Origin of the sequence: Sulfuricella sp. T08 (genome assembly GCF_000971475.1) — a bacterium.
Taxonomy (GTDB): domain Bacteria; phylum Pseudomonadota; class Gammaproteobacteria; order Burkholderiales; family Sulfuricellaceae; genus Sulfuricella.
The window spans coordinates 112,623-136,009 of the sequence record NZ_DF967544.1 but is presented as its reverse complement, the minus strand read 5'-3'; the positions used below and the strand labels follow the sequence as shown (position 1 = coordinate 136,009).

Here is a 23,387-nt window from a genome sequence, read left to right as displayed (position 1 = left end):
GGGCGTTTCCTTATTCAACATTGTCGGCCACATTGGTGAAGCGAATCATGTGCGGTTTGACCGCTAGCTCTTCCTCGGTCTCTGGAAGCGGGGCAGGGTGGATCAGCTCTTCCAGGCGCGCCTTGGTGGCACGGAATTCCGGCGACATGAACTGCGCAGGTGTGCGCGGCCGTGGAACGGGCACCTCGATCAGTTCCTGCACTTCGCCCGGATGCGCCTTGAGTACCAGAATGCGGTCGGCGAGAAAGATTGCTTCATCCAGATCGTGGGTGATGAAGAGCATGGTGATGTCGATGTTTCTCCAGATGTCGATCAGGTGCGTCTGCATCTTTACCCTGGTCTGTGCGTCCAGTGCACCGAAGGGCTCGTCCATGAGTAGTATGCGCGGCTCGTTGACCAGCGCCCGGGCGATAGCGACGCGCTGGCGCATGCCGCCGGAGAGTTGATGGGGATAGTTGTCCGCGAACTTTGTAAGCCCCACCAAATCGAGCCACATCAAGGCATCCCGTTCCGCCTCGTAACGGCCTCTGCCATTCACTTCCGGGCCGAACATCACGTTTTTCTTGACTGTCAGCCAGGGGAACAGGGAATAGCCCTGAAACACCATGCCGCGGTCGTACCCAGGGCCGGCGACCGGCTTGCCGTCGAGCAGCACATCTCCTGCGTTATGGTTTTCCAGCCCGGCAAGGATGCGGATCAACGTGGACTTGCCGCAGCCGGAGGGTCCGATCACGCAGACGAATTCGCGCCGGTGCACACTGAAGCTGACGTCGCGTAACGCTTCCACCTCGCCCTGGGTCGAGGTGTAGCGCTTGCCGAGATGACGCACTTCGAGAATCTTTTCACGTTGCTTGAGGCTGTCAAAACGAGCGCGTACGACTTCCGATTGCTGCAGGTAGTCGGGAAGATTATGTTCACGGTTCATTGATGTGTCCTTTCGTACTTGCGCTCTAGGTCCGGCGCAAGCCGCGGTCCCATGGGAACAGATGGCGTTCGAGCCTGGCCAACACCAGGTCCGTGCCGAAGCCAATGATGCCGATGATCATGATGGCCGCGTAGACCTTGTCGAAATGCTGGTAGCGGGCTTGCTGGGTAATGAACCAGGTGATGCCGGTGCTGGTGCCGATCAGCTCCGCGACGATCAGGTAGGTCCAAGCCCAGCCAAGCAGGATGCGCAGGTCACGAAACAGGTCGGGCATGATTCCCGGCACCACCACCCGCGTCAGCAGTTGAAGACGCCGCGTGCCCAAGGTCAGCGCCGCCTCAATGATGGTGGCGTCGAGTTTACGTGTGGTGTTGGCAATAATCAGCACCTGCTGGAAGAAGGTGCCGATGACGATGATGGCGATCTTGGGGCCGTCATAGATGCCCAGCACTGCCACCGCCAAGGCACCGAAAGCGGGTGCCGGCAGGTAGCGGAAGAATTCAACGAAGGGCTCGCTGAGGCGGCCAAGGGCGGCGTAAGTACCTGCGAGAATGCCGAGTGGAACGCCAACTATCGAAGAGATCACGAATCCCCAGAATATCACCTGGATGCTGTGCCACAGGCTTTCATGCAGCCAGGGCAAGTCCTTCTGCTCTGGCGCCGTGGTGAATGCCGTATAGCAAGCCTTGGCTACCTGATGTGGTGCCGGCAGGTAGATTGGGTTGGCTGGCTCGCCGCGCGGCAGGGCCAGTTTTTGCGCCTGCATGCTGGTGAATTCGTCCTGGAATACCGACTTGTCGACCAGCATGCCGACCTGGAAATAATCCACTCCACCTGGATCCTCGACCTGAATCTTCGGATGCCAGATGAAGGGGGTGTAGCTGATGATGCTCCAAACCAGCAAAGGCAGCAGGAACGAGCCGATCCCGAGGAGTGTGCGCTTGCGTGAAGCCAACTCGGCACGCACCGCAAACCATTTGGATATCTTGCTCATTCTTGCTCCGTTTGCTCTTGAGAGAAACAATTACTTGGCGTTGGTGAAGGAAGGGTCAATGTAGCTGTTGAGGTCTTGGGCTGTCTTGTAAACCGCATTCTTGACGTTGAAGTCATCCGCCGTTTTGGACGATCCATACAGGGATTTGAAGCCTGCAGCCTTGACGTAAATTTTCTTGCCTTCGCTGAGATCCAGCAGCTTGGTGCCTTTCAGTAGCGGCAAATAGGCTTCCGGCGTGATGCCGACACGGGCCGCCATGATCTTGACCGCATCTGGCTGGGTTTTCGGGTCGTTGATGTACTTGACCACGCGATCCCACACCTTAACGACCTTGAGCCACTCGGCGCGATTGGCCTTGGCGCTGGTCGGGTTCACTGCGAGCACATCGTAGATCAGACCGGGTTCGTCAGCAGAAGTGTAGATCGGGCGAGCACCGGGAAACGCCGTCATCGCTTGCCCGGCAACAGGCTGCCATGCGCCAATCGCAGACACGTCGGCAGACGCCAGCATTTGCGGCATCTCGTTGGTCTTGGCGTTGACCAAGGTGACGTCAGACTCCTTCATGCCGGCCTTCTTCAGCCCGTTCAACAGTAACAGATGTTCTACCAGGCCGACTTCGACTGACACTTTTTTGCCCTTGAGATCCTTCAGGCTTTTTATACCGGGCTTGGCAACGATCATGTCGTTGCCGTTGGAGTAGTCGGTCAACATGATCATCACGCTTTTGCCCCCGCTGGCTCCGGTTACCAGAGCATCACCGTTGGTCATGGTTACTGCGTCAATCTTGCCGGCAGCGAAAGCGTCCATCGATGCCGAATAGTCGAACCACTCGAAATTGACAGCAACGCCCGCTTCCTTGAACCAATTCTTGTCGATTGCCACCTGCCATGCCACCCAGCCAGGCCAATCGCTGTAACCGATCTTCAAAGGCTGTGCTGCGTGGGCGCTACTTAGCAGACCGACAGAAAGTGTAATTGCGGCGAGTGAATGCCCGAGAAAATGTTTGAGGTTCATAGTCATAGCTCCTTCTGGAAAGTTAAAAACAATCGAGAGGGCGCAGCGACTACTGAGCGCGACCTCCCGGGCTTTTATCCCTCCGTGGAGCCCGACCAACAGCGCGGGCCTGGCAGCTCTCGGACCAGACATCCCTGAATGGGATCGGAACCCTAGCCGCCATAAAATGCAGTGAAAGCTGCACCTCTCTGTTTAGAAGTAAGAGCATTTACCGTGCCAGCCTTGTCAATTTATGTAAATCATATAGATATAGACACATTAGGAGTCTGACTGGAACGGGTTCATGCAAAAGTGGTGCATACCGTATCAAATTGCACCAAATATGTGCAGCAGAATTCTGATGAGTCATAAAATGGCGGTTGACACCACCCCTACCCAAATGGTGCGTTGATTGTAGTGACCAGTTTCATGAGTGAGTCCTTCTGAATGGCGAAACGACTGGCGGTCCGTAAGAGATCAATGGCTTTAGAAGGTTTTGTTAACTGACAGGATCCATGCCTTGTTAACGAGGTAATTGTCCCCGGATCGTCCACGCTTCTTTGTTGGCATTGGTATCGCTATACGCTAGGCCGACCGTTCAGGCCAAAGAATTCTTTCGGTAGTTCCTTGTTCAATCTGGATTTGTAGTCGCTATAGCTGCATGCGGAGCAGTTATTGACTTTCTGATGGCCGGCATGCAGACCCAGGGTCAGCTTACTAAAACCGATTGTCGCCTGGAGACGCCTACTTTTAGTTCCCCTCTGTGTCCTCTGTGGCTGACCTGTCTTTTGTGGGCACTCAGTGAACCCGGTTACAGCGCATTGGTCAGACATAAGACTTCAACCCAGAATTGCGCTAGAATTTGCCCTTTACGGCAGCACTGACCGACCATGACGACAGCACGCCTCAGAGAAATTCCTTACAACTACACCTCGTTTTCCGACCGCGAAATCATCATTCGCCTGCTCGGCGAGGAAGCCTGGGAAATCCTCAACACGCTGCGCGCCGAACGCAAGACCGGACGCTCGGCGCGCATGCTATTCGAAGTGCTCGGCGACATCTGGGTGGTTTCGCGCAACCCCTACCTGCAGGACGATCTGCTCGCCAACATCAAGCGCCGCAAGGCGCTGGTCGAGGCGCTACGCCATCGCCTGCGGGCAATCGAGGCGCGCCGCCAGGACAACGAGGCAGTCAGGCAGCTGCTAGCACGCACAGCCCGTGCGGTTGATACATTCGAAACGGATTTCGAGCATACCGCGCGCCTGCGCCGCAAGGTGCTGAAGCTGCTGCTGCCCCACACCCGCCGCGACAATATCCAGTTCGATGGCCTGGCGAGGGTGTCGCACGTCACCGACGCCACCGACTGGCGCGTCGAATATCCCTTCGTCGTGCTCAACCCCGACACCGAGGATGAAATCGCGCCGCTGGTGCGCGCCTGCATCAAGCTCGGCCTGACCCTGATCCCGCGTGGCGGCGGCACCGGCTACACCGGCGGCGCAGTGCCGCTCGACAAAATGTCGGCGGTGATCAACACCGAGAAACTCGACTACCACAACGGCGTGGAAATGCTTAGTCTGCCCGGCGTGGCGGAACCCGTGCCCACCATCCGTTGCGGCGCGGGCGTCGTCACTCGGCGCGTGATGGAGGCGGCGGATGACGCCGGCCATGTATTCGCAGTCGACCCGACCTCGGCGGATGCCTGCTGCATCGGCGGCAATGTGGCCATGAATGCAGGTGGCAAGAAGGCGGTCTTGTGGGGTACCGCGCTCGACAACCTGGCCTCGTGGCGGATGGTCGACCCCGATGGCAACTGGCTGGAGATTACCCGCCTCGACCACAACCTCGGCAAGATCCACGACGTCGAAACAGCGCGCTTTCGCATCAACCGCCTCGGTGCGGACGGCAAATCCGCCAAACCCGAAGAGATCCTCGAGATTCCCGGCAGTCATTTTCGCAAAACCGGGCTGGGCAAGGATGTTACCGACAAGTTCCTCTCCGGCTTGCCTGGCATTCAGAAGGAGGGCTGCGACGGCATCATCACCTCGGCTCGTTTCATCCTGCACACCATGCCCAAACACATCCGCACCGTGTGCCTGGAATTCTTCGGCCAGCTACACCGGGCCGTGCCGGCCATCGTCGAGATCAAGAGCTATCTGGATGCCCACCCTCTAACCATACTGGCCGGACTGGAGCATCTCGACGAACGCTACATCAAGGCGGTCGGCTACGCCACCAAGGCAAACCGGGCGGAACGTCCGAAAATGTTGCTGCTGGCCGATATCGCCAGCGACGACGAAGCCGCAGTGGGCGAAGCGGCATCGCACATCGTACGGCTCGCCAACGCCCGCGGCGGCGAAGGCTTCATCGCGGTCAGCGACGAAGCCCGCAAAAAATTCTGGCTCGATCGTGCCCGCACTGCCGCCATCGCCACCCATACCAATGCCTTCAAGATCAACGAAGATGTGGTCATTCCCCTGCCGCGCCTGGCGGATTACAGCGATGGCGTCGAGCGCATCAATATCGAGCTTTCGACACGCAACAAGCTCAAGCTGCTGGATGCGCTGGAAGAATTCATTCGCGGCGATCTGCCGCTGCACCGCGACGAAGAAGCGCTGCCTGACGCCGAACTGCTAGTCACACGGCGTGAAACCGCCCTGGCGCTGCTGCGCGACACCCGCAAGCGTTGGCAGTGGCTGCTGGAAAACCTGGACGCACCCTACGCCGGCTCCGGTTTCGAGCCGGAGGCGCCCAATCCCGAACTCGAATCCGTTTTCCATGCGCTGCAGGATCACACCCTGCGTATCTCATGGAAAAAGGAAGTGCGCGCCGAGTTGCACCGCATTTTTACCGGGCGCGAGTACCTGCCGATCCTGGAGCGCTGCGATGCTATCCACCAGAAAGTACTGAAGAGCAGGGTGTTCGTGGCGCTGCACATGCATGCCGGCGACGGCAACGTGCATACCAACATCCCGGTCAACTCCGATGATTACGAGATGCTTCAGGCAGCGAATCAGGCGGTGGCGCGCATCATGCGGCTGGCCATCGATCTGGGCGGGGTGATTTCGGGCGAACACGGCATCGGCATCACCAAGCTGGAGTTCCTCGAGCCCGAGGCGATAGCAACCTTCGCCGCCTACATGGCCAAAGTCGACCCGAATGGCCATTTCAACCGCGGCAAGCTGCTGCCGGGGGCAGACCTGCGCAATGCATACACTCCCAGCTTCAGCCTGCTCGAAGTCGAATCGCTGATCATGGAGCAGAGCGAGATTGGCGAGATTGCCGACTCGATCAAGGACTGCCTGCGCTGCGGCAAGTGCAAACCGGTGTGCAATACCCATATCCCGCGCGCCAACCTGCTGTACAGCCCGCGCAACAAGATCCTCGCCACCAGCCTGCTAATCGAGGCCTTTCTGTACGAGGAGCAGACCCGGCGCGGGATTTCCCTCAAGCATTTCGACGAATTCAACGACGTTGCCGACCATTGCACGGTCTGTCACAAATGCCTCGCTCCCTGTCCGGTGGACATCGATTTCGGCAACGTCTCGATCGCCATGCGCAACTTTCTGCGCAAGCAGGGCAAGAAGAAATTCAATCCCGGCAGCTACGCCGCGATGCTGTTCCTCAACGCGACCGATCCGACCACCATCAAAGCAATCCGCAAAGTCATGATCGAGTGGGGCTACGCCGCACAGCGCCTGGGTTACCAGCTGGCGAAGCGCTTCGGCCTGATCGGCGGACAGACCCGGAACCCGCCCGCCACCGTCGGCAAGCCTCCGCTCAAGGCGCAGATCATCCACATGATCAACAAGCCGATGCCGGGCAACCTGCCGAAGAAAACCTCGCGCGCCCTGCTCGGATTGGAAGATGCCGCCATCGTGCCGGTGATCCGTGACCCCGCCAAGCTCAACGAGGATTCCGATGCGGTGTTCTACTTCCCCGGTTGCGGTTCGGAACGGCTGTTCGGCCAAGTGGGGCTCGCCACCCAGGCAATGCTGTTTCATCTCGGCGCGCAGACCGTGCTGCCGCCGGGTTACCTGTGCTGCGGCTACCCGCAGACCTCGGCCGGCAACGACGACAAGGGACAGGCCATCACCACCGCCAACCGCGTGCTGTTCCACCGCGTCGCCAATACCCTGAACTACCTCGACATCAAGACCGTGATCGTGTCCTGCGGCACCTGCATGGATCAGCTGCTGAAATACCAGTTCGACAAGATCTTTCCCGGCTGCCGCCTGCTCGACATACACGAATACCTGATGGAAAAAGGGCTGAAACTGGAAGGCGTGACTGGTACACGCTACATGTACCACGACCCCTGCCACACCCCGATGAAGACCTACAACCCGCTCAAGGTAGCCAATGATCTGCTCGGCGGCGGCGTCAAGTTGTCCGACCGCTGCTGCGGCGAATCCGGCACGCTGGCAGTAACGCGGCCCGACATCTCCACCCAGATCCGCTCCCGCAAGCAGGAGGAAATCATTAAGGTAGCAGCCGAAATAAACCGGGAAACCGGGTCTGATGAAAACCCGAAGATTAAATTATTGACATCTTGCCCCTCTTGTTTGCAGGGATTACACCGCTACAATGATGATACGGGCATTGAGGCCGATTACATCGTAGTGGAAATGGCGCGGCATCTTCTCGGGTCGACCTGGATGGAAGACTACATCACCAATGCGAACAACGGTGGTATCGAACGGGTGTTGCTGTAGACAAGCCATTCATGTGCGAGCTGTGTGAAAATGTGGGCGGAACACCCCTGTGGCAGGATGCACTGTGCCGAGTGGTGCTGGTCGAAGATCGTGACTACCCCGGCTTCTGTCGCGTCATCTGGATGAACCATGTCAAGGAGATGACCGACCTGCCAGTAGTGGAGCGCCGGCACCTGATGGATGTGGTATTCGTAGTGGAGAGTGCGGTTCGGCAGATGCTGCAACCGGACAAAATCAATCTGGCCAGCCTGGGAAACCTGACTCCGCATCTCCACTGGCACGTTATTCCGCGCTGGCGTGGCGACCGGCATTTCCCCAGCCCGATCTGGGGTGAAATGCAGCGTGATGCGCAGCCAGCAACGCCCGAGAATCTGGCGGAAGGCTTGCGTACTGTAATCCATGAGGCAATGCATCCCGCCTCAGGCTGATCGAATCTAAGGAGGCTTCCATGAACTCACCTGTGCTTCCTGAACCGGCGCTATCGCCCCAGTTCAGCGACGCCATTACCTGCAAGCAATGGCTGAAAACGCTGCCGCTGACCAATGCACCCTTGGCACACGCCGCCCTCACCGCCCAGATGGAGTTGCTCAACCGGACTTCCTTCACTCCCCTGGAACGTCTCAAGATCAGCGAGCTGCTGCGTGAGCCGATCGCCTTTGTACAGCTGGAGATGGCCAGGAAATACCTCGGCAAGCCCCTGCCACTCGAGATCGTCCAGCTCAATAACTGGAATAGCGTAGTCGGTCTTTGGGCTGCGCTGGGCGCAGCCTACCGACTTTCCCTCCAGGCCTGCCTGGAAGGTGATTCCAGCGTCGCCGCGCACTCCGCCCTGATCACCCAGCGTTGCCTGCGCTACACGGGCCTGCAGTTGTTGGAATATTACCGCATCTACCGCGAAGTCGATAAGCGCTTGTGGCAACAGGCGCACGAGTTGTATGCTCTCGCCGAACAGCGGGGATACGCCATGGATGCGGTGAGAGACAGCCTGAACAAGCAAACCGATAGCGCCACCTGCGCGGCCTCCTATGCCCAGATTCTGCTCACCCACCTGGCCGACCCTTACCGTTTGTCGTCTAAACAGCTCTTATTGGTAGACAGGTGGCTGGACAAATGGGGGGGGCGCGTAACGATCACTACCACTCCGCCGAAAGATTCTTCATTGTCTCTGATTGGAGTGGATCTCGCCTCGTCAGCGCCTCCCGTCGTTGTGCGCGATGACGTGAAACTGGCCAACCCTCGCTATCTCGACACCGAACGGCTCGCCAGCTCTTTCCGCCGGCGCATCAAGCGGCTCAGAAAGAATGAAGATCCCTTCGCGCTGGGACTGGGCGAAGACTGCGTGCAGCCCGACTGCGAAGCCCTGCTGACCGTACTCTACCAGCACTGGTGCGAGGCCGCGCCGAAACGCAGGAACTTTACCCGTCGGCCGGGTGCGGACAAGGCGCAAGTCGCGCTCGGCATGGCGGCAATCCACTTTTTCCTGGGCGGAGAAAAACCTTTCAAGCAGCCGGGTGAAACAGAAAAGCTCAGCAAGCGCGAAATCGAGGATCTGCAATTCTTTGGCCGCATCAGCGATCAGACGGAAAAAATGAATATTTCACAGCTGGGATTCGGTCTGGAAACCTGGCAGATTCAGGATGAAGGCGCGCTCGGCTTCCGCCTGGCCCGGTCAGACAAGGGTGGCATACGCAGCAGCCTGAAACAGCCCATCGCCATACGTCCGGCAGACAGCAACACCTATGCGCTGGGCGTTATAAAATGGCTGATCTTTCCCTCGAGCGATGGGCTTAATATCGGCGTTCGTGTCCTGCCCGGCGCACCACTCGCCATCGCAGTACGTCCAGTGTCGCTGATGACGAACGCCACCAGCAAGTTCGTCCAGGCCTTTCTGCTCCCGGACATGCCTGTGCTGAAAGAAACCACCAGCCTGGTGCTGCCGCCAGGCTGGTTCGCTCCGGGCAGACTGGTGGAAATCCGTACCGGCGAAGAGTCCATGACCGTCAAGCTGAACAGCCTGATTGAAAAAGGCAGCGATTATGAACGGGTGGGGTTTGTCAGGGTTACGCCAGATCGGTAAGCGCTATTTTCCACAATCTCTTAATTGGTCGCTTCGCCAGCAATTAAACGTCGCGCTGGAAAACAGGCGCTGAAGGTACTGCCCTTGCCCGGCGTGCTTTCGATTTCGAGCCGAGCTTGATGGCGTGTCAGGGCATGCTTTGCGATAGCCAGTCCCAGGCCGGTTCCGCCGGTTTCACGCGAGCGACTGCGGTCCACCCGGTAAAAACGCTCGGTGAGACGCGGTATGTGTTGCGGCTCGATCCCGACACCACTATCCTGCACGCTGAATACTCCTTCCCCCTCCCACTCTTCCCATTGCAGCACGATCTCGCCACCGTCCGGCGTGTACCGAATGGCATTGCTGACCAAGTTGCCAAAGGCGCTGCGCAATTCGTCCTCGTTGCCCAGTAGCCAGCACTCCGAAGCCAGGTTAAGCCGCAGCCGATGCCGTCCAGCGCTCAAGGAAAGGGCATCTCTCAACAGATCCCGCAGCAGGCGTGGCACGTCGACTTTTTCTTCCCGATGGGCAGTATGGGTGCTTTCCAGCTTCGACAGCATTAACAGATCCTTGACCAGATGCTGCATGCGGTTGGTCTGGTCGAACATCAGGTTCAGGTAGTGCCGGGTCTGGGTTTCGTCCAGATGCTCCATGTCCACCAGCGTTTCGAGAAAGCCGCCAACAACTGTCAGCGGCGTGCTCAGTTCATGGGAAACGTTGGCGACGAAATCGCGGCGCATGGTCTCGACCCGTTCGATCTGGGTAATGTCACGGCTGATCAGGAGCTTCTGTTCGTCTCCAAAAGGGATCAACTGAATCGACAGCACCAGTTCGCGGTTGCGGGTGGATTTGAATATCAGCGGTTCGCGATAGTTCTGCGCCGCCAGGTAATCGGTAAACTGGGCCTGTCGGATCAGATAGGTCATCCACTGCCCGCGGTCGCGCTCGAGATTGATGCCGAACTGCGTCTCGGCCACCGGATTGCACCACTCGATCTGGCCGCTGCTGTTCATCATCACGACGCCGTCTGGCATCGCCTCGCCAGCCTGCTGGAAACGCTCCAGCGCATTGGAAAGATTGTGCTGGCTATCGGATTGCCGCCGCTCCAGCTGGTAAAGCACGGAAAAGGCTTCTTCCCACAGCCCGGATCCGTGCGGCACCGTTCCGACATCGGGCTTGCACAACCAGCCATCCAGTGCGTTCAGATTGCGCAAATGATGAAGAAGGTAAAACAACAGCAGGATGACCATCAGGATCAAGGCTGGAACCGCGCCGACCGCCGCCCACAGGACGAGCGGAGCGACCGCCATCAGGCCTAGCGTCATTAATGAGCGCCACCAGAAACTAAGCATGAGGGATGGTGTGGAATCTGAACATGGGAACGAGGGTATTTTAGATGAGTTTTCAGTTATCAGCCGTCAGTTTTCAGTAAAAACTTCGTGCTGACAACTTAAAACGCGTCATCCCTCGGGATGCACCGACAACCGGTAGCCGGAGCCCCGCACGGTCTGGACCAGGCCGTCGTGCCCGGTCACTTCGAGCGCACAGCGCAAACGGCGGATATGTACGTCAACCGTGCGGTCTTCGACAAACACATGGTTACCCCAAACCTGGTCGAGCAGTTGCGCCCGGGAATACACCCGCTCGGGATGGGCCATGAGGAAATGCAGCAGGCGGAATTCCGTCGGTCCCAGTTCGATCGGCCTGTCGTTGCCGGTTACCCGGTGCGTCGCAGGGTCGAGGCGCAAGCCTGTCACTTCCACCGCATCGCCCGCCATTTGCGGCGCACGGCGGCGCAGCACCGCCTTGATGCGGGCGTTCATCTCGCGCGGGCTGAATGGCTTGGTGATGTAGTCATCGGCGCCGGTTTCCAGGCCGGTGATCTTGTCCTGCTCATCGCCCCGCGCCGTCAGCATGATGATAGGCACGCCCCGGGTACGGCTGTCGGCCTTGAGACGCCGGGCCAACTCCACCCCGCTCATGCCCGGAAGCATCCAGTCGAGCAGAATCATGTCGGGCAGCGACTCGCGCACCAAGGCCAGCGCCTGCTCGGCGCTATCGGCGACCATGGGGCGATGCCCTGCCTGTTGCAGATTGAGCACCACCAGTTCCCGAATCGCGGGCTCGTCTTCCACCACCAGTATCATTGCCGACATAGATATTCCTGCGTAACCGATCGAATAAAATTGCAGATATTATGTCGCCATTATGACAGTTTGATGACAAAAAATCGGCGACCGTCGTGACTTGCCTCAGGCCGGTTTATGTTTTACCTTAAGTCGGTTATGATTTCCACTTTACAATTAACAAGCCGCGCCCCCTGAACAGCATGGAAAAAACCACCCATTTCGGTTTTCAGACCGTCGAGGAATCGCAAAAGGCGAAGAAGGTCGCGGAAGTGTTTCATTCCGTGGCAGAGCGCTACGACCTGATGAACGATCTGATGTCGGCCGGGCTGCACCGGCTGTGGAAGCATTTCACCATCGAACAAAGCGGCACCCGGGAGGGCAGCCGGGTACTCGACATCGCCGGCGGCAGCGGCGACTTGGCACGCGCCTTCGCCAAGCGCGTCGGCAACAGCGGACAGGTAATCCTCACCGATATCAACAGCTCGATGCTCGGGGTCGGCCGCGACCGGCTGCTGGACGATGGCATCGTTCCCCTGGCGGCACAGTGCGACGGCGAAAAGCTGCCGTTCCCTAGCAACCATTTTGACTGTGTCACCGTCGCCTTCGGCCTGCGCAACATGACCCACAAGGATGCAGCGCTGAAGGAGATGTATCGCGTCCTGCGCCCCGGCGGGCGACTCCTGGTGCTGGAATTCTCCAAAATATGGAAACCGCTGCAACCCCTGTATGATGTCTATTCATTCAAGGCGCTGCCGGTGATGGGCAAGCTGGTGGCGGACGACGAAGAGAGCTACCGCTACCTCGCCGAATCCATCCGCATGCACCCCGGACAGGAAGAGCTGAAGCAGATGATGGAACAAGCGGGCTTCGAGCGTGTCGAATATTTTAACCTGAGCGCGGGCGTTGTCGCCCTGCACAAAGGCTTCAAGTTTTAAGAAAATAACCTTTCAGCTAACAGCCAAATTACAAGAGGTTTCCATGAGCAAATTTTTCACCCTGTTTTTCGTTGCGCTGATCAGCTTCGGCCTGACCGCCCATGATGCCGACGCCAGGCGCCTGGGTGGCGGCAGCAGTATCGGCAAGCAGCGCTCGACCACATCCCAGCAGACGGCAACGCCGCCAAAGCCGGCGCAAGCCCCTGCAGCGGCGCCGGCGCCGGCCCCGGCTGGCGGCAACAAATGGCTCGGACCCCTGGCAGGTTTGGCAGCGGGCGGCTTGCTCGCCTCCATGTTCATGGGCGGCGGCATGGGCGGCCTTGCTGGTGGCATGGGCAATATCCTGATGATCCTCGCTCTGGTTGGCGGCGCATTCTTCATTTTCCGCATGCTGAAGAAGCCACAGCCGCAGCCGGTGCAGTACGCCGGCCACACGGAACGGACTGCCGTGACCGACATGGCCGCGCCTAACGGTTCTGCTACGCTTAGCGGTTCTTCCGTGCCCGCCGCAGCGATGCAGGCAAGCAGCACGCGTCCAGCCTGGTTCGAGGACGAACCCTTCCTGCGCGAAGCCAAGAAGCAGTTCCTCCGCCTGCAGGATGCCAACGACCGCGGCGACATCAACGACATCCGCGAGTACGTCACGCCGGAAATGTATGCCGAAATCAGTATGCAAATTCAGGAACGCAACGGCCGGGTAAATAAAACTGAAGTGGTCACCCTCAACGCCGACATCGCCGATGTGGTCACTGAAGGCGACCTGGTGATCGCCAGCGTGCGCTACTCCGGCATGATCCGCGAAGAAGTCAACGGCCCGGCTGAAGCCTTCAGCGAAATCTGGCACATCCAGAAATCCCAGTCGCTGCCCAACGCCACCTGGTTCATCTCGGGCATACAGCAGGTTTAACCCCTCTCCTCAATCCTCTCCCGCAGGCGGGAGAGGAGGCAAACGAGAAAGACGCTTGTTTTGATCCAATTGATTCCTGAAACGCCGAGCAAACAGCCCGGCAGCGCAGTTTCGGCCTTGCCCGAAACTGCGCTGGCCGGGCTTCTCAATCATCTCCTCAGCCAGCACTCCTGGGCCATGGTGCGTCTGCGCCCGCATGCCGGTAAAACCCTGCAACTGCGACTGCCGCTGACATCTGCCTCTTTTACCATCCAGGACGATGGCAGCTTCACACTCGCCGTGCCGGGCGCACGGGTAGATGCCACGCTGATCCCCAACCCCCTGGCTTGGCTGATCTCCTCGGATGCACGCTTCATCGCCGACGGGGAAGACACTGCTCTGGCCAAGGAGCTCGCTGAAACCCTGGGCAAAATGCGCTGGGACGCAGAAGAAGACCTGAGCCGCGTGCTCGGCGATATTGCCGCGCACAAGCTGGTTTCCACCGCAGCCGATGTACTCGAGTGGCACAGGAACGCCGCCGAAACCATCGCCAAGTCCTGGGCCGAGCACTGGCAGGAAGAAAGCCCAATGCTGGCCCAACCCGAGCAGGTGCATGCCTTCTTCAAGGAAGTGGGTGAAATGCATGACCGGGTGGAACAACTGGAACAAAAAATAAAACAACTCTCAGCCAAGTAATGAAACTCCTGCGTCTCGCCAAAATTGTTTATGTCACCCTGCGCTTCGGCCTGGAAGAATTCATCCTCGGCCATGAGCGCTTCCGCTGGCTAAGGCCGCTGGTCGTGGTCGCCCTATTCTGGCGACCGCTCGAAGAGCCGCGCGCGGTAAGGCTGCGCCAGGCTCTCGAAGCGCTCGGGCCGATATTCGTCAAGTTCGGCCAGGTGCTCTCGACCCGGCGCGACCTGATTCCTGCCGACATCGCCGACGAGCTCGCCAGACTTCAGGACCGGGTACCGCCGTTCGCGCCTGAAATCGCCCTGGCGGCGATAGAGAAAGCTTACGGTAAGCCCGCCAGTGAGGTGTTCGCCGAATTCGACCCAGTGCCGGTGGCTTCCGCGTCCGTCGCCCAGGTTCACTTCGCCCGGCTTCAGGATGGCCGCGAGGCGGCAGTAAAAATCCTGCGCCCTGCCATCGCCCACGTCATCGCCCACGACGTCGCGCTGCTCTATGCCGGTGCCAGCCTGGTCGAGTCCCTGTGGGAGGACGGCAAGCGCCTGCGCCCGCGCGAGGTGGTGGCAGAATTCGAAAAGCACCTTGAAGACGAACTCGATCTGATGCGCGAGGCCGCCAACGGCAGCCAGCTACGGCGCAATTTCCAGGATTCCGACCTGCTGCTGGCGCCGGAAATCTATTGGGACTGGTGCCACACCAGCGTGATGGTGATGGAACGCATGGCTGGCACGCCGATCAGCCAGGTCGATGCTTTGCGCGCACAGGGCATAGACATCCCCAAGCTCGCCAGGGAGGGGGTGACGATCTTCTTCACCCAGGTGTTCCGCGACGGCTTCTTCCACGCCGACATGCACCCCGGCAACATCCTGGTCAGCCCGGAAGGGCGCTACATCGCGCTCGACTTCGGCATCATGAGCACCCTTACCGACAGCGACAAGAACTACCTTGCGCAGAACTTCCTCGCCTTCTTCAAGCGCGATTACAAGCGCGTTGCCCTGGCTCACATCGAATCCGGCTGGGCTCCTCCGCAGACCCGTGTGGACGAGTTCGAGGCGGCGATCCGCGCGGTGTGCGAGCCGATCTTCGACCGTCCGCTCAAGGAAATTTCCTTCGGCCGCTTCCTGCTGCGCCTGTTCCAGACCTCGCGCCGCTTCGGCGTAGTGATCCAGCCGCAACTGGTCATGCTGCAGAAAACCTTCCTCAACATCGAAGGCCTGGGTCGCCAACTCGATCCTGACCTCGACCTGTGGCAAACCGCCATGCCTTTCCTGGAACGCTGGATGAGCGAGCAGCTGGGCTGGCGCGGCCTGATCAGGACCATCAAGACCGAAGCACCGCAATGGGGAACCCTGCTACCGCAGCTGCCGCGCCTGGTGCACCGCGCCTTGAGCCGCGAAGGGAATAGCGAGGTTCAGCAACTGCGCGAAGAATTGCGCGCGCGGGACGCGCGCGAACGGCGCTGGATGATGGTGATTGCCGTATTGCTGGCACTGGTCCTGCTGGGACAGTTGCTGCCGTGGCTCAGCCTGTTGTTGCCCGAATCCTACTAACTCGCTTTACCTGCGTCGTTTATCCTAGACATGTAGGTTGGGTTAGGCGCGGTTTTTTGCGCCGTAACCCAACAAACCCAAACATCACCAAAAGTAGGCGCCTCTAGGCGAAACCAACATTTAGAAGGAAAATGGGGTTTGTTGGGTTACGCCAGCCCTCACCCCAACCCTCTCCCGCAAGCGGGAGAGGGGGCAATGGTGAAGGGCGCTTGTTTCGATCTGCCGCTACCCAACCTACATGTGACGCCTCTGTGTTCTCTGTGTTCTCTGTGTTCTCTGTGTTCTCTGTGTTCTCTGTGTTCTCTGTGGCTAATTGTTTTCAGCTTTCCAAGCCAACACCCCCAAGCCTGCGGCACGACCACTCGCTAAACAGGCGGTAAGCAGATAGCCCCCGGTCGGCGCCTCCCAGTCCAGCATCTCACCCGCACAGAACACACCCGGCAAGGAGCGGATCATCAAGCGCTCGTCGAGCTCCTCGAACGTAACGCCACCCGCACTGCTGATCGCCTCATCAAGAGGGCGCGGCGCGATCAGCCGCACCGTCAGCGCCTTGATCGCCGCTCCCAGGCGGGCAGGATCTGAGAAATCTTGCGCCGGCACGCACTCACGCAGCAGGCCGGCTTTCACTCCCTTGATCCCCAGCCGGCTTTGCAGGTGGCTGGCCATCGACCGCGAACCCCTCGGTCGCGCCAGTTCTGCGATCACGTATGACAGTTCCCTGTCGGGAAGCAGATCGAGATAAATTACCGCGGCGCCTGCGCTCTCGATCTCGTCGCGCAGAGGCGCAGACAGCGCATAGATCAGGCTGCCCTCGACACCGGTTGCCGTGACCATGAATTCGCCCTGCTTGCGAATCGTGACGCCTTCCTTATCCGTGAAAGTCGCAACTACCGACTTCAAGGGATGGCCGGCGAAGCGGGTTTGAAAGTGCTCGCTCCAGCCGACATCAAAACCGCAATTGGAAGGTCGCAGCGCAGCTACAGAAATCCCGCGCTGTTCAAGCAGCGGCACCCACGCGCCATTCGAGCCGAGGCGCGCCCAGCTGCCGCCCCCCAGCGCCAGCACCACAGCATCGCTGTGTACCGACTTCCCTCCCTCCGGTGTTGAGAAGCGCAGCGCACCATCCTCGCTCCAGCCGTGCCAGCGGTGCCGCATGTGGAAGCGCACCCCGGCTACACGCAAGCGGTGCAGCCATGCGCGCAACAGCGGCGCCGCCTTCATCTCGGTGGGAAACACGCGACCGGAGGTGCCGACATAGGTTTCGACGCCGAGCCCGTGCGCCCATAGCCGCAGGGCTTCTGGTCCGAAAGCTGCTAGCCAGGGTTCGATTTGTGCCCGGCGCGCGCCGTAGCGTGACAGGAATAGCTCGGACGTTTCAGAATGGGTGAGGTTCAGACCACCCTTGCCGGCCAGCAGAAACTTGCGCCCCACAGAGGGCATGGCGTCGTAGAGATCGACATGCACGCCGTTCTGACTCAATATTTCAGCCGCCATCAGTCCGGCAGGGCCGCCGCCGATGACCGCCACCGTTCGGGCGTGTACGCTATTCGATGACATCGTTTAATAATTCATCCATTAAGACACGCATCGGGAATGCTAGCGGTCAGACATGCCGCAGGGGTGACGATCCGCTCCGCATCGGTGGAACTCGCCAAGGGGCCGATTGAAGGTATATTCAGCTGGCCTGACAATCAGCTCCCGAGCCGAACTTTCTACACTGCCGCTGGGGAGGGTAAAGGGCAGTGCCACCACCGTCATCACAGTTCCAATCACAGTGGCAGCCAATCCCAGTGGCCGCACCACCACCAGATCCACCACCATATCCGTGGCCTTGTCACCAGTCACGGCATCGCTATTTTCAGCGGTTGCAGCGAGAGGTGTGACGGCAAACACAAGGGCAATAAACCATGATTTCAGTCTCCTGCTCATTTTACTGTGCTCCTGTTTTCATTCACACCGTAGTAATCAACAGGCCATTGGATCAACCAGGGGGTAAGCGCCCTGCGCGGGCTGGTTATGCTTCATCGTCGCGGGGGCCTACCCAGAAATGAGGGTTGTGTGCAATTTCCCAAAGATGACCGTCCGGGTCTTTGAAATAGCCGGAGTATCCGCCCCAAAAGACCTTCTGTGCAGTCTTGACGAGCGTTGCTCCAGCTGCAAGCGCCTGGCCCATGACTTTTTCCACTTCTTCTTCCGAAGAAACATTGTGGGAAAGCGTGAACCCTTCGAACCCATTTCCTTCAGGCGGAACAGTGGCGTCTTCGGCAAGAGCGTTACGAGAATACAGACCCAGCCAGCTGCCATTAAGTGTGAAGAACGCAACCTCGGGCGGCGATTCCATGCGCGGGAAGCCCAGTCCGGCCTCGTAGAATTTGACCGCTGTTGCGAGATCTCGAACCCCGAGGGTGATCATGCTGATGCGTGGCTTCATGTGTGTTCACTCCTTACATGACGCATTACGTGTGACATAACCGGCGCAAGCGGCTTTATCGTTTGCGTCCGTGTGATGGATGGGTTAGCCATTGAACGCCAACTCAAAGTACGGGCAACGGCCAATCGCAGGGTCGTACGAGAGGACAAGAAAAGCCCTAGCAATGTAGGTAGGCCTCACAAGACGGTGGCCATTCAAGAAGCCCTCAACCGTGGGCCGTGATAGTTCCGGTTCGTCAGTATGAACGACCACTATGTAGCCGCCGTCGTACGGTGGTTCCTTTAAGTGCGGGAAGCGTTTGTCCTTCACAGCTACGCGCTCAGCAAGCGCTGACAGGAACTTATCTTTGCTCCATTCTGCCCAGTCGTAGACGCGCCCCTCTTTGAAGGCTCGAATCGCCTCACCGTCCACGAGTTCCGTAACTTCGATGGCAATTCGTGAGTCATTCGGATTGAGGGCTTCACAATCGGGTGGATCGTTCGGCCGCCCGCGCCGTTTGAGGCCGGAAAAGAAGGAAGCACCATCAGCCTCAAGTGATTCAGCTAACGCCGATATTACGCCCAACTCTTCGAGATCTCTGTCCGTAGCCCAACCAAAGAAATCTGCGTATCCGCGCGACCGTGCTCTCGCGGCCCGCATGAGGGCCAGAATTTCGGCTTCGTCATCCGGTGTCATATGTGATTGCTAACGAAGTGGAGCTAAGGGGCTGCGCGCTTTTGCGCAGTCCCACTTGAGCGTAGGGTTAGCGGTCACTTGTTGAGTGGCTGGCATGAGAATGGATTGTGACAACCCCGGCCGCCTGTTTCGTTGCACGCATCCTTGTTAAGTGCTTCAGCAAAAATCAAACAACTTTTCATGTCATCCATGAACCCGTGAACTGTGGCAACGTGATCATCCGGGTTGTTCCACTTGATCACCGCGTAATCAGCAGAACCGCCAATTTTGTTTTTGCTAAAGAACTTCCTTGGCGCATCCAAGTTGGATTCTTGCTCGCAGCCTGCCAGTAAGGCCACAATTGAAAACACAATCAGTAATAAGCGAGTTGGCATAGAGGCTCCTATGTATTGACTGCTAACGTAACGTGGGCATCCTAAAAATGACTGATGCTACCGTCTTGTTTGCTTCGCTGCACTTGTTGGATCAGGTGCGCGGAAAAATTCGTTTAAAGCATTACATAACCCGTGCTGAACAGCTATATCTAGATTGGATTAGACGATTTATTTGTCATTTTGACAAGCACCATCCGAATTAGAGGAGAGCAGTGCCCGGATGGAGTGAAATGGAATCCGGGGAAAAAGGTACTGCATTAAGGTGCGCTGCGCGAAAATGATTAAATGCCGGGGGCTGCCCGGCGGCAGGTTACTTTATTTTGCTTGTCCAAAATACAAGTAACCAAACAAAAAGACACCCTGCCGCACCGGCCCTGCGGGCTACCTTCGGTTTGACGGCCAAATTGGGCGGCTGCGGTATACGATCTTTCATCCGCTTTAGCGGATAGAAAGTCGGAATCCCCTTGTGGGGAACTCGCCCTAGCGGGGTGCACACTCCGCACCCCACCGCGGAGCTCGAACAGTGCTCGCCTTCATCCCAATTTGGCCGTCAAACCGAAGCGGTGCAGAAGGGGATTTGGGTTTTGTGGGCGAGGTCTCGCCGCTGCTCCCCCTCTCCCTAGCCCTCTCCCCGGTGGGGCGAGGGGATGGTGTTGTGGTGGTTGTGTGTTGTTGTGATTCCTTCCTTTTCAAGGGGAAGGCCAGGATGGGGATGGGGTGTTTTGTTTGGCTTCCCATTGCTCAGCCGCCGAGCAGCACAGCCGGGCCGGGGGCAGTCGGCGAGGACTGTCTGAGCGCTTGCGCGAGTTCCGCAGCCGCCCGGTTCGGCGAGCAGCGCAGGGAACCCGTAGCGTAGCGAAGGGCGGCAGAGTTGGGTCGCCTTCTTTTGGTTAGCTTTTCTTGGCGAAGCAAGAAAAGTGACCTGCCGCCGGGCAGCCCCGGTACCTAAATATTCGCGCGAAGCGCACAAAACCAACTAAATCAGCTTAACCCGCCCGCGGCACCTTAAACCAAACCGCATACAACGCCGGCACAAACAGCAAGGTCAGCATCGTGGCAACGAACAGCCCGCCCATGATGGCCGCCGCCATCGGCCCCCAGAAGGTGCTGAAGGTGAGCGGGATCATGGCCAGGATCGCCGCTGCCGCAGTCAGCATGATGGGCCGGAAGCGGCGTACAGCCGACTCGATGATCGCTTCCCGGGGTGGATGCCCGGCAATAATATCCTGGTCGATCTGGTCCACCAGGATCACCGAATTGCGCATGATCATGCCCCCCAGGGCGATGAAGCCGAGGTTGGCGACGAAGCCGAACGGCAGCTGGAATACCAGCAGCGCCAGCGCCACGCCGATCAGGCCCAGGGGCGCCGTGAGCAGCACCAGCGCCATGCGGCGGAAGCTCTTCATCTGGATCATCAGCAGCGTCATCACGGTAAGCAGCATCATCGGCACTACCGCCTTGATCGATGCTTCAGCCTTGCCGCTTTCCTCCACTGTGCCGCCGGTTTCCAGGCTATAGCCCGGTGGTAGCTTGCTGCGGATAGACGCCAGTTTCGGTTCGATTTCCTTGGTCACCGCGGGCGCCTGATAGTTGCCGACCACGTCGGAACGCACTGAAATAACCGGCACCCGATCGCGTCGCCAGATGATGCCTTCCTCGAAGTCGTAATTGATATGGGCGATCTGGGCCAGTGGCACATGCCGGCCATCGTGGGTGTAAATATTGATGTCCTTGAGTGCTGCGGGGTTGAGACGCTCAATCGCCTCAGCCCGCGCCAGCACCTCGATCAACTGGTCGCGCTCGCGATAGTAGGTCACGCTGTAGCCGGACAGAATCGAATTGAGGAAGTTGGATAATTCCTGCGAGCTGATGCCCAGGGCGCGCGCTTTGTCCTGGTCGACATCGAGCTTCACCACCTTGACCATCTCGTTCCAGTCGGGATGCACATCCTTGGCGTGCGGATTGGCGCGCATCACCGCCGCCACCTCGGCACTAATCATGCGCAGCACTGCGGGATCGGGACCGAGAACCCGGAACTGAACCGGGAAGCCGACCGGCGGGCCGTTCTCAAGGCGGCTGACGCGCCCGCGCAGCGACAGGAAATCGGTCTGAAACAGCGTGAGCAACCGGGTCCGTACCACTTCGCGTACCTCCTTGTCCTGGGTCATCACCACGAACTGGGCAAAATTGGCATGGGCCATCTGCTGGTCCAGCGGCAGGTAGAAGCGCGGCGAGCCGTTGCCGACGTAGCTGACGAAATTGACGATATTCTTGTCACCGGCAAGGTGCTTCTCCAGTTTTTTTACTTCCTCTTCGGTGGCCTTGAGCGAAGCGCCCTCAGGCAGCCACAGATCGACCAGCAATTCGGGCCGGTTGGAAGAGGGGAAGAACTGCTGGTCGACGAAACGGAAGCCGAAAAGGGCCAGGATGAAAATTGCCAGCGTAGCGACGATCACCGTCTTGCGGCGATCCACGCACCAGGTCACCAGCCTGCGGAAGCGCACATAGAAAGGCTTCTGATAAACATTGTGGCCATGCGTGGGATGCGCCTTGAAATCCGGCAGCAGCTTGTAGCCGAGATAGGGCGTGAACACCACTGCCACTATCCAGGACACGATCAGGGCAATCCCCACCACGGCGAAAATCGAAAAGGTGTACTCACCCGCAGCCGACTTGGCGAAGCCCACCGGCATGAAACCGGCGGCGGTAATCAGGGTGCCGGTCAGCATCGGGAAAGCCGTCGAGGTGTAAGTGAAGGACGCTGCCTTGGTCCTTTCCCAGCCTTGCTCCATCTTCACCGCCATCATTTCCACCGCGATGATGGCATCGTCCACCATCAGGCCCAGCGCGATGATCAGCGCACCCAGCGAAATCCGCTGCAGGTCGATGCCGAACGCTTTCATCAACAGGAAGGTAATCGCCAGCGTGAGCGGGATGCTCAGCGCCACCACCAGGCCGGTGCGGAATCCCAGGCTGAGAAAGCTCACGGCCAGAACGATTGCCACTGCCTCCAGCAGCGACTTCATGAATTCGTTGATGGAACGCTTCACCACCCCCGGCTGGTCGGACACCCGATGCACTTCGATGCCCACCGGCAGGCGCGCCTGAATGCGCGCGACGGCGCCATCCAGTCCTGCGCCCAGGTCCATCACGTTGCCGCCTTTTTCCATCGACACCCCCAGCGCGATGGCCTCCTGGCCCATGAAGCGCACCTTCGGTGACGGCGGATCGGCATAGTCTCGGTAAACCCGTGCGATATCGCCGAGACGGAGCAGCCGGCCATTGGCACGCAGGCCGATGTCGCGGATGCTCTCCACCGACTCGAAATCGCCTGACACGCGCAGGTTGATGCGGTCGCTGTCGGTTTCGATGCTGCCGGCCGGGCTCAGGGTGTTCTGCTTTTCCAGGGTGGCGGCGATCAGCATCGGATCAATGCCCAGGCTGGCGAGTTTCTTGTGCGAGACCTCGATGTAGACTTTCTCCGGCTGCACGCCCAGCAGCTCCGCCTTGCCCACGCCGGGCACGCTCAGGACATCCTGGCGTGCCTGCTCGACGTAGTCGCGCAGCTCGGCATGGGTGTAGCCGTCGGCGGTAAATGCGTAGATATTGCCGAAAGTATCGCCGAATTCGTCGTTGAAATACGGCCCACGCACACCTTTCGGCAGGCTATCGCGGATATCGCCGATCTTCTTGCGCACCTGGTACCAAACCTCCGGCACTTCCCTGGGCGGCGTGTAATCGCGCAGCACGACGAAAATCAGCGCCTCGCCGGGCTTGGAATAGCTGCGCAAGAAATCGAGCCAGGGCACTTCCTGCAGCTTCTTTTCCAGTCTGTCGGTGACCTGCTGCTCCACCTCGTGTGCCGTGGCTCCGGGCCAATAGACCCGCATTACCATGATCTTGAATGTGAAGTTGGGGTCTTCCGCGCGGCCCAGTTTAGTGTAGGCGAAGGAACCGGCGATCATCAGGACGATGAGCAGGTACAGCACCAGCGACTGATGTTTAAGCGACCATTCGGAAAGATTGAAGCGGTTCAT

The 23,387-nt window shown here is 58.9% G+C and carries 19 protein-coding genes and 1 riboswitch; of the genes, 8 read left to right on the top strand and 11 right to left on the bottom strand.

Annotated features, from left to right (window positions below; all coding sequences use genetic code 11):
* Positions 1–10: 10 nt before the first annotated feature.
* The 3 genes from SCT_RS11680 to SCT_RS11670 are packed head-to-tail and all read right to left on the bottom strand — an operon-like array spanning position 11 to position 2,933.
* Positions 11–925 (bottom strand): ABC transporter ATP-binding protein, encoded by a 915-nt coding sequence (locus SCT_RS11680; protein WP_059423195.1) that lies wholly within the window; start codon positions 923–925, stop codon positions 11–13.
* A 25-nt stretch (positions 926–950) separates the two neighbouring features.
* Positions 951–1,919: an ABC transporter permease gene (locus SCT_RS11675; protein WP_059423193.1), complete on the bottom strand. Its 969-nt coding sequence runs from the start codon at positions 1,917–1,919 to the stop codon at positions 951–953.
* A 30-nt stretch (positions 1,920–1,949) separates the two neighbouring features.
* Positions 1,950–2,933, bottom strand: coding sequence for an ABC transporter substrate-binding protein (locus SCT_RS11670; RefSeq protein ID WP_371257743.1), 984 nt, complete (start codon positions 2,931–2,933; stop codon positions 1,950–1,952).
* A 61-nt stretch (positions 2,934–2,994) separates the two neighbouring features.
* A riboswitch (guanidine-I (ykkC/yxkD leader) is annotated at positions 2,995–3,100 on the bottom strand.
* Between the two features lie 702 nt (positions 3,101–3,802).
* Here SCT_RS11670 and SCT_RS11665 point away from each other — a divergent pair.
* The 3 genes from SCT_RS11665 to SCT_RS11655 are packed head-to-tail and all read left to right on the top strand — an operon-like array spanning position 3,803 to position 9,701.
* On the top strand, positions 3,803–7,624 hold the full coding sequence (locus SCT_RS11665) for a DUF3683 domain-containing protein (RefSeq protein WP_059423189.1): 3,822 nt from the start codon (positions 3,803–3,805) through the stop codon (positions 7,622–7,624).
* Positions 7,625–7,635: 11 nt separating this feature from the next.
* Positions 7,636–8,052, top strand: a complete 417-nt coding sequence (locus SCT_RS11660) for an HIT family protein (protein ID WP_059423187.1) — start codon at positions 7,636–7,638, stop codon at positions 8,050–8,052.
* A 20-nt stretch (positions 8,053–8,072) separates the two neighbouring features.
* On the top strand, positions 8,073–9,701 hold the full coding sequence (locus SCT_RS11655; protein WP_059423184.1) for a hypothetical protein: 1,629 nt from the start codon (positions 8,073–8,075) through the stop codon (positions 9,699–9,701).
* 20 nt (positions 9,702–9,721) lie between these two features.
* On the opposite strand, the gene phoR is transcribed toward SCT_RS11655, so the two are convergent.
* Positions 9,722–11,032: a phosphate regulon sensor histidine kinase PhoR gene (gene phoR / locus SCT_RS11650; protein WP_059423182.1), complete on the bottom strand. Its 1,311-nt coding sequence runs from the start codon at positions 11,030–11,032 to the stop codon at positions 9,722–9,724.
* Positions 11,033–11,140: 108 nt separating this feature from the next.
* Positions 11,141–11,836 (bottom strand): phosphate regulon transcriptional regulator PhoB, encoded by a 696-nt coding sequence (phoB, locus tag SCT_RS11645; RefSeq protein WP_059423180.1) that lies wholly within the window; start codon positions 11,834–11,836, stop codon positions 11,141–11,143.
* Between the two features lie 173 nt (positions 11,837–12,009).
* On the opposite strand from phoB, the gene ubiE reads away from it, so the two are divergent.
* The 4 genes from ubiE to ubiB are packed head-to-tail and all read left to right on the top strand — an operon-like array spanning position 12,010 to position 15,870.
* Positions 12,010–12,744, top strand: a complete 735-nt coding sequence (ubiE, locus tag SCT_RS11640) for a bifunctional demethylmenaquinone methyltransferase/2-methoxy-6-polyprenyl-1,4-benzoquinol methylase UbiE (RefSeq protein WP_059423178.1) — start codon at positions 12,010–12,012, stop codon at positions 12,742–12,744.
* 43 nt (positions 12,745–12,787) lie between these two features.
* A complete protein-coding gene (locus SCT_RS11635) occupies positions 12,788–13,651 on the top strand; it encodes a Tim44 domain-containing protein (protein ID WP_059423177.1) in 864 nt (287 codons plus the stop codon).
* A gap of 60 nt (positions 13,652–13,711) precedes the next feature.
* Positions 13,712–14,326: an SCP2 domain-containing protein gene (locus SCT_RS11630; RefSeq protein WP_059423175.1), complete on the top strand. Its 615-nt coding sequence runs from the start codon at positions 13,712–13,714 to the stop codon at positions 14,324–14,326.
* Positions 14,326–15,870, top strand: coding sequence for a ubiquinone biosynthesis regulatory protein kinase UbiB (gene ubiB / locus SCT_RS11625; protein WP_059423173.1), 1,545 nt, complete (start codon positions 14,326–14,328; stop codon positions 15,868–15,870). The genes SCT_RS11630 and ubiB overlap by 1 nt, the downstream gene beginning before the upstream one ends.
* 309 nt (positions 15,871–16,179) lie before the next feature.
* On the opposite strand, the gene SCT_RS11620 is transcribed toward ubiB, so the two are convergent.
* From SCT_RS11620 to SCT_RS11600, 5 genes are all read right to left on the bottom strand, one after another.
* On the bottom strand, positions 16,180–17,427 hold the full coding sequence (locus SCT_RS11620) for a TIGR03862 family flavoprotein (protein ID WP_059423171.1): 1,248 nt from the start codon (positions 17,425–17,427) through the stop codon (positions 16,180–16,182).
* A 39-nt stretch (positions 17,428–17,466) separates the two neighbouring features.
* Positions 17,467–17,799 (bottom strand): hypothetical protein, encoded by a 333-nt coding sequence (locus SCT_RS11615; protein WP_189799660.1) that lies wholly within the window; start codon positions 17,797–17,799, stop codon positions 17,467–17,469.
* A gap of 85 nt (positions 17,800–17,884) precedes the next feature.
* Positions 17,885–18,301: a VOC family protein gene (locus tag SCT_RS11610; protein WP_059423170.1), complete on the bottom strand. Its 417-nt coding sequence runs from the start codon at positions 18,299–18,301 to the stop codon at positions 17,885–17,887.
* A gap of 84 nt (positions 18,302–18,385) precedes the next feature.
* Positions 18,386–18,976 carry a hypothetical protein gene (locus tag SCT_RS11605; RefSeq protein ID WP_059423168.1) on the bottom strand — a complete coding sequence of 197 codons (591 nt, stop codon included), beginning with the start codon at positions 18,974–18,976 and terminating at the stop codon, positions 18,386–18,388.
* Between the two features lie 74 nt (positions 18,977–19,050).
* A complete protein-coding gene (locus SCT_RS11600; RefSeq protein WP_059423167.1) occupies positions 19,051–19,350 on the bottom strand; it encodes a hypothetical protein in 300 nt (99 codons plus the stop codon).
* Between the two features lie 47 nt (positions 19,351–19,397).
* Between SCT_RS11600 and SCT_RS17925 the strand changes: the two genes are divergently transcribed.
* On the top strand, positions 19,398–19,553 hold the full coding sequence (locus tag SCT_RS17925) for a phage integrase N-terminal SAM-like domain-containing protein (RefSeq protein ID WP_371257742.1): 156 nt from the start codon (positions 19,398–19,400) through the stop codon (positions 19,551–19,553).
* Between the two features lie 783 nt (positions 19,554–20,336).
* Here the strand turns inward: SCT_RS17925 and SCT_RS11595 are convergent.
* Positions 20,337–23,387 carry an efflux RND transporter permease subunit gene (locus SCT_RS11595; protein WP_059423165.1) on the bottom strand — a complete coding sequence of 1,017 codons (3,051 nt, stop codon included), beginning with the start codon at positions 23,385–23,387 and terminating at the stop codon, positions 20,337–20,339.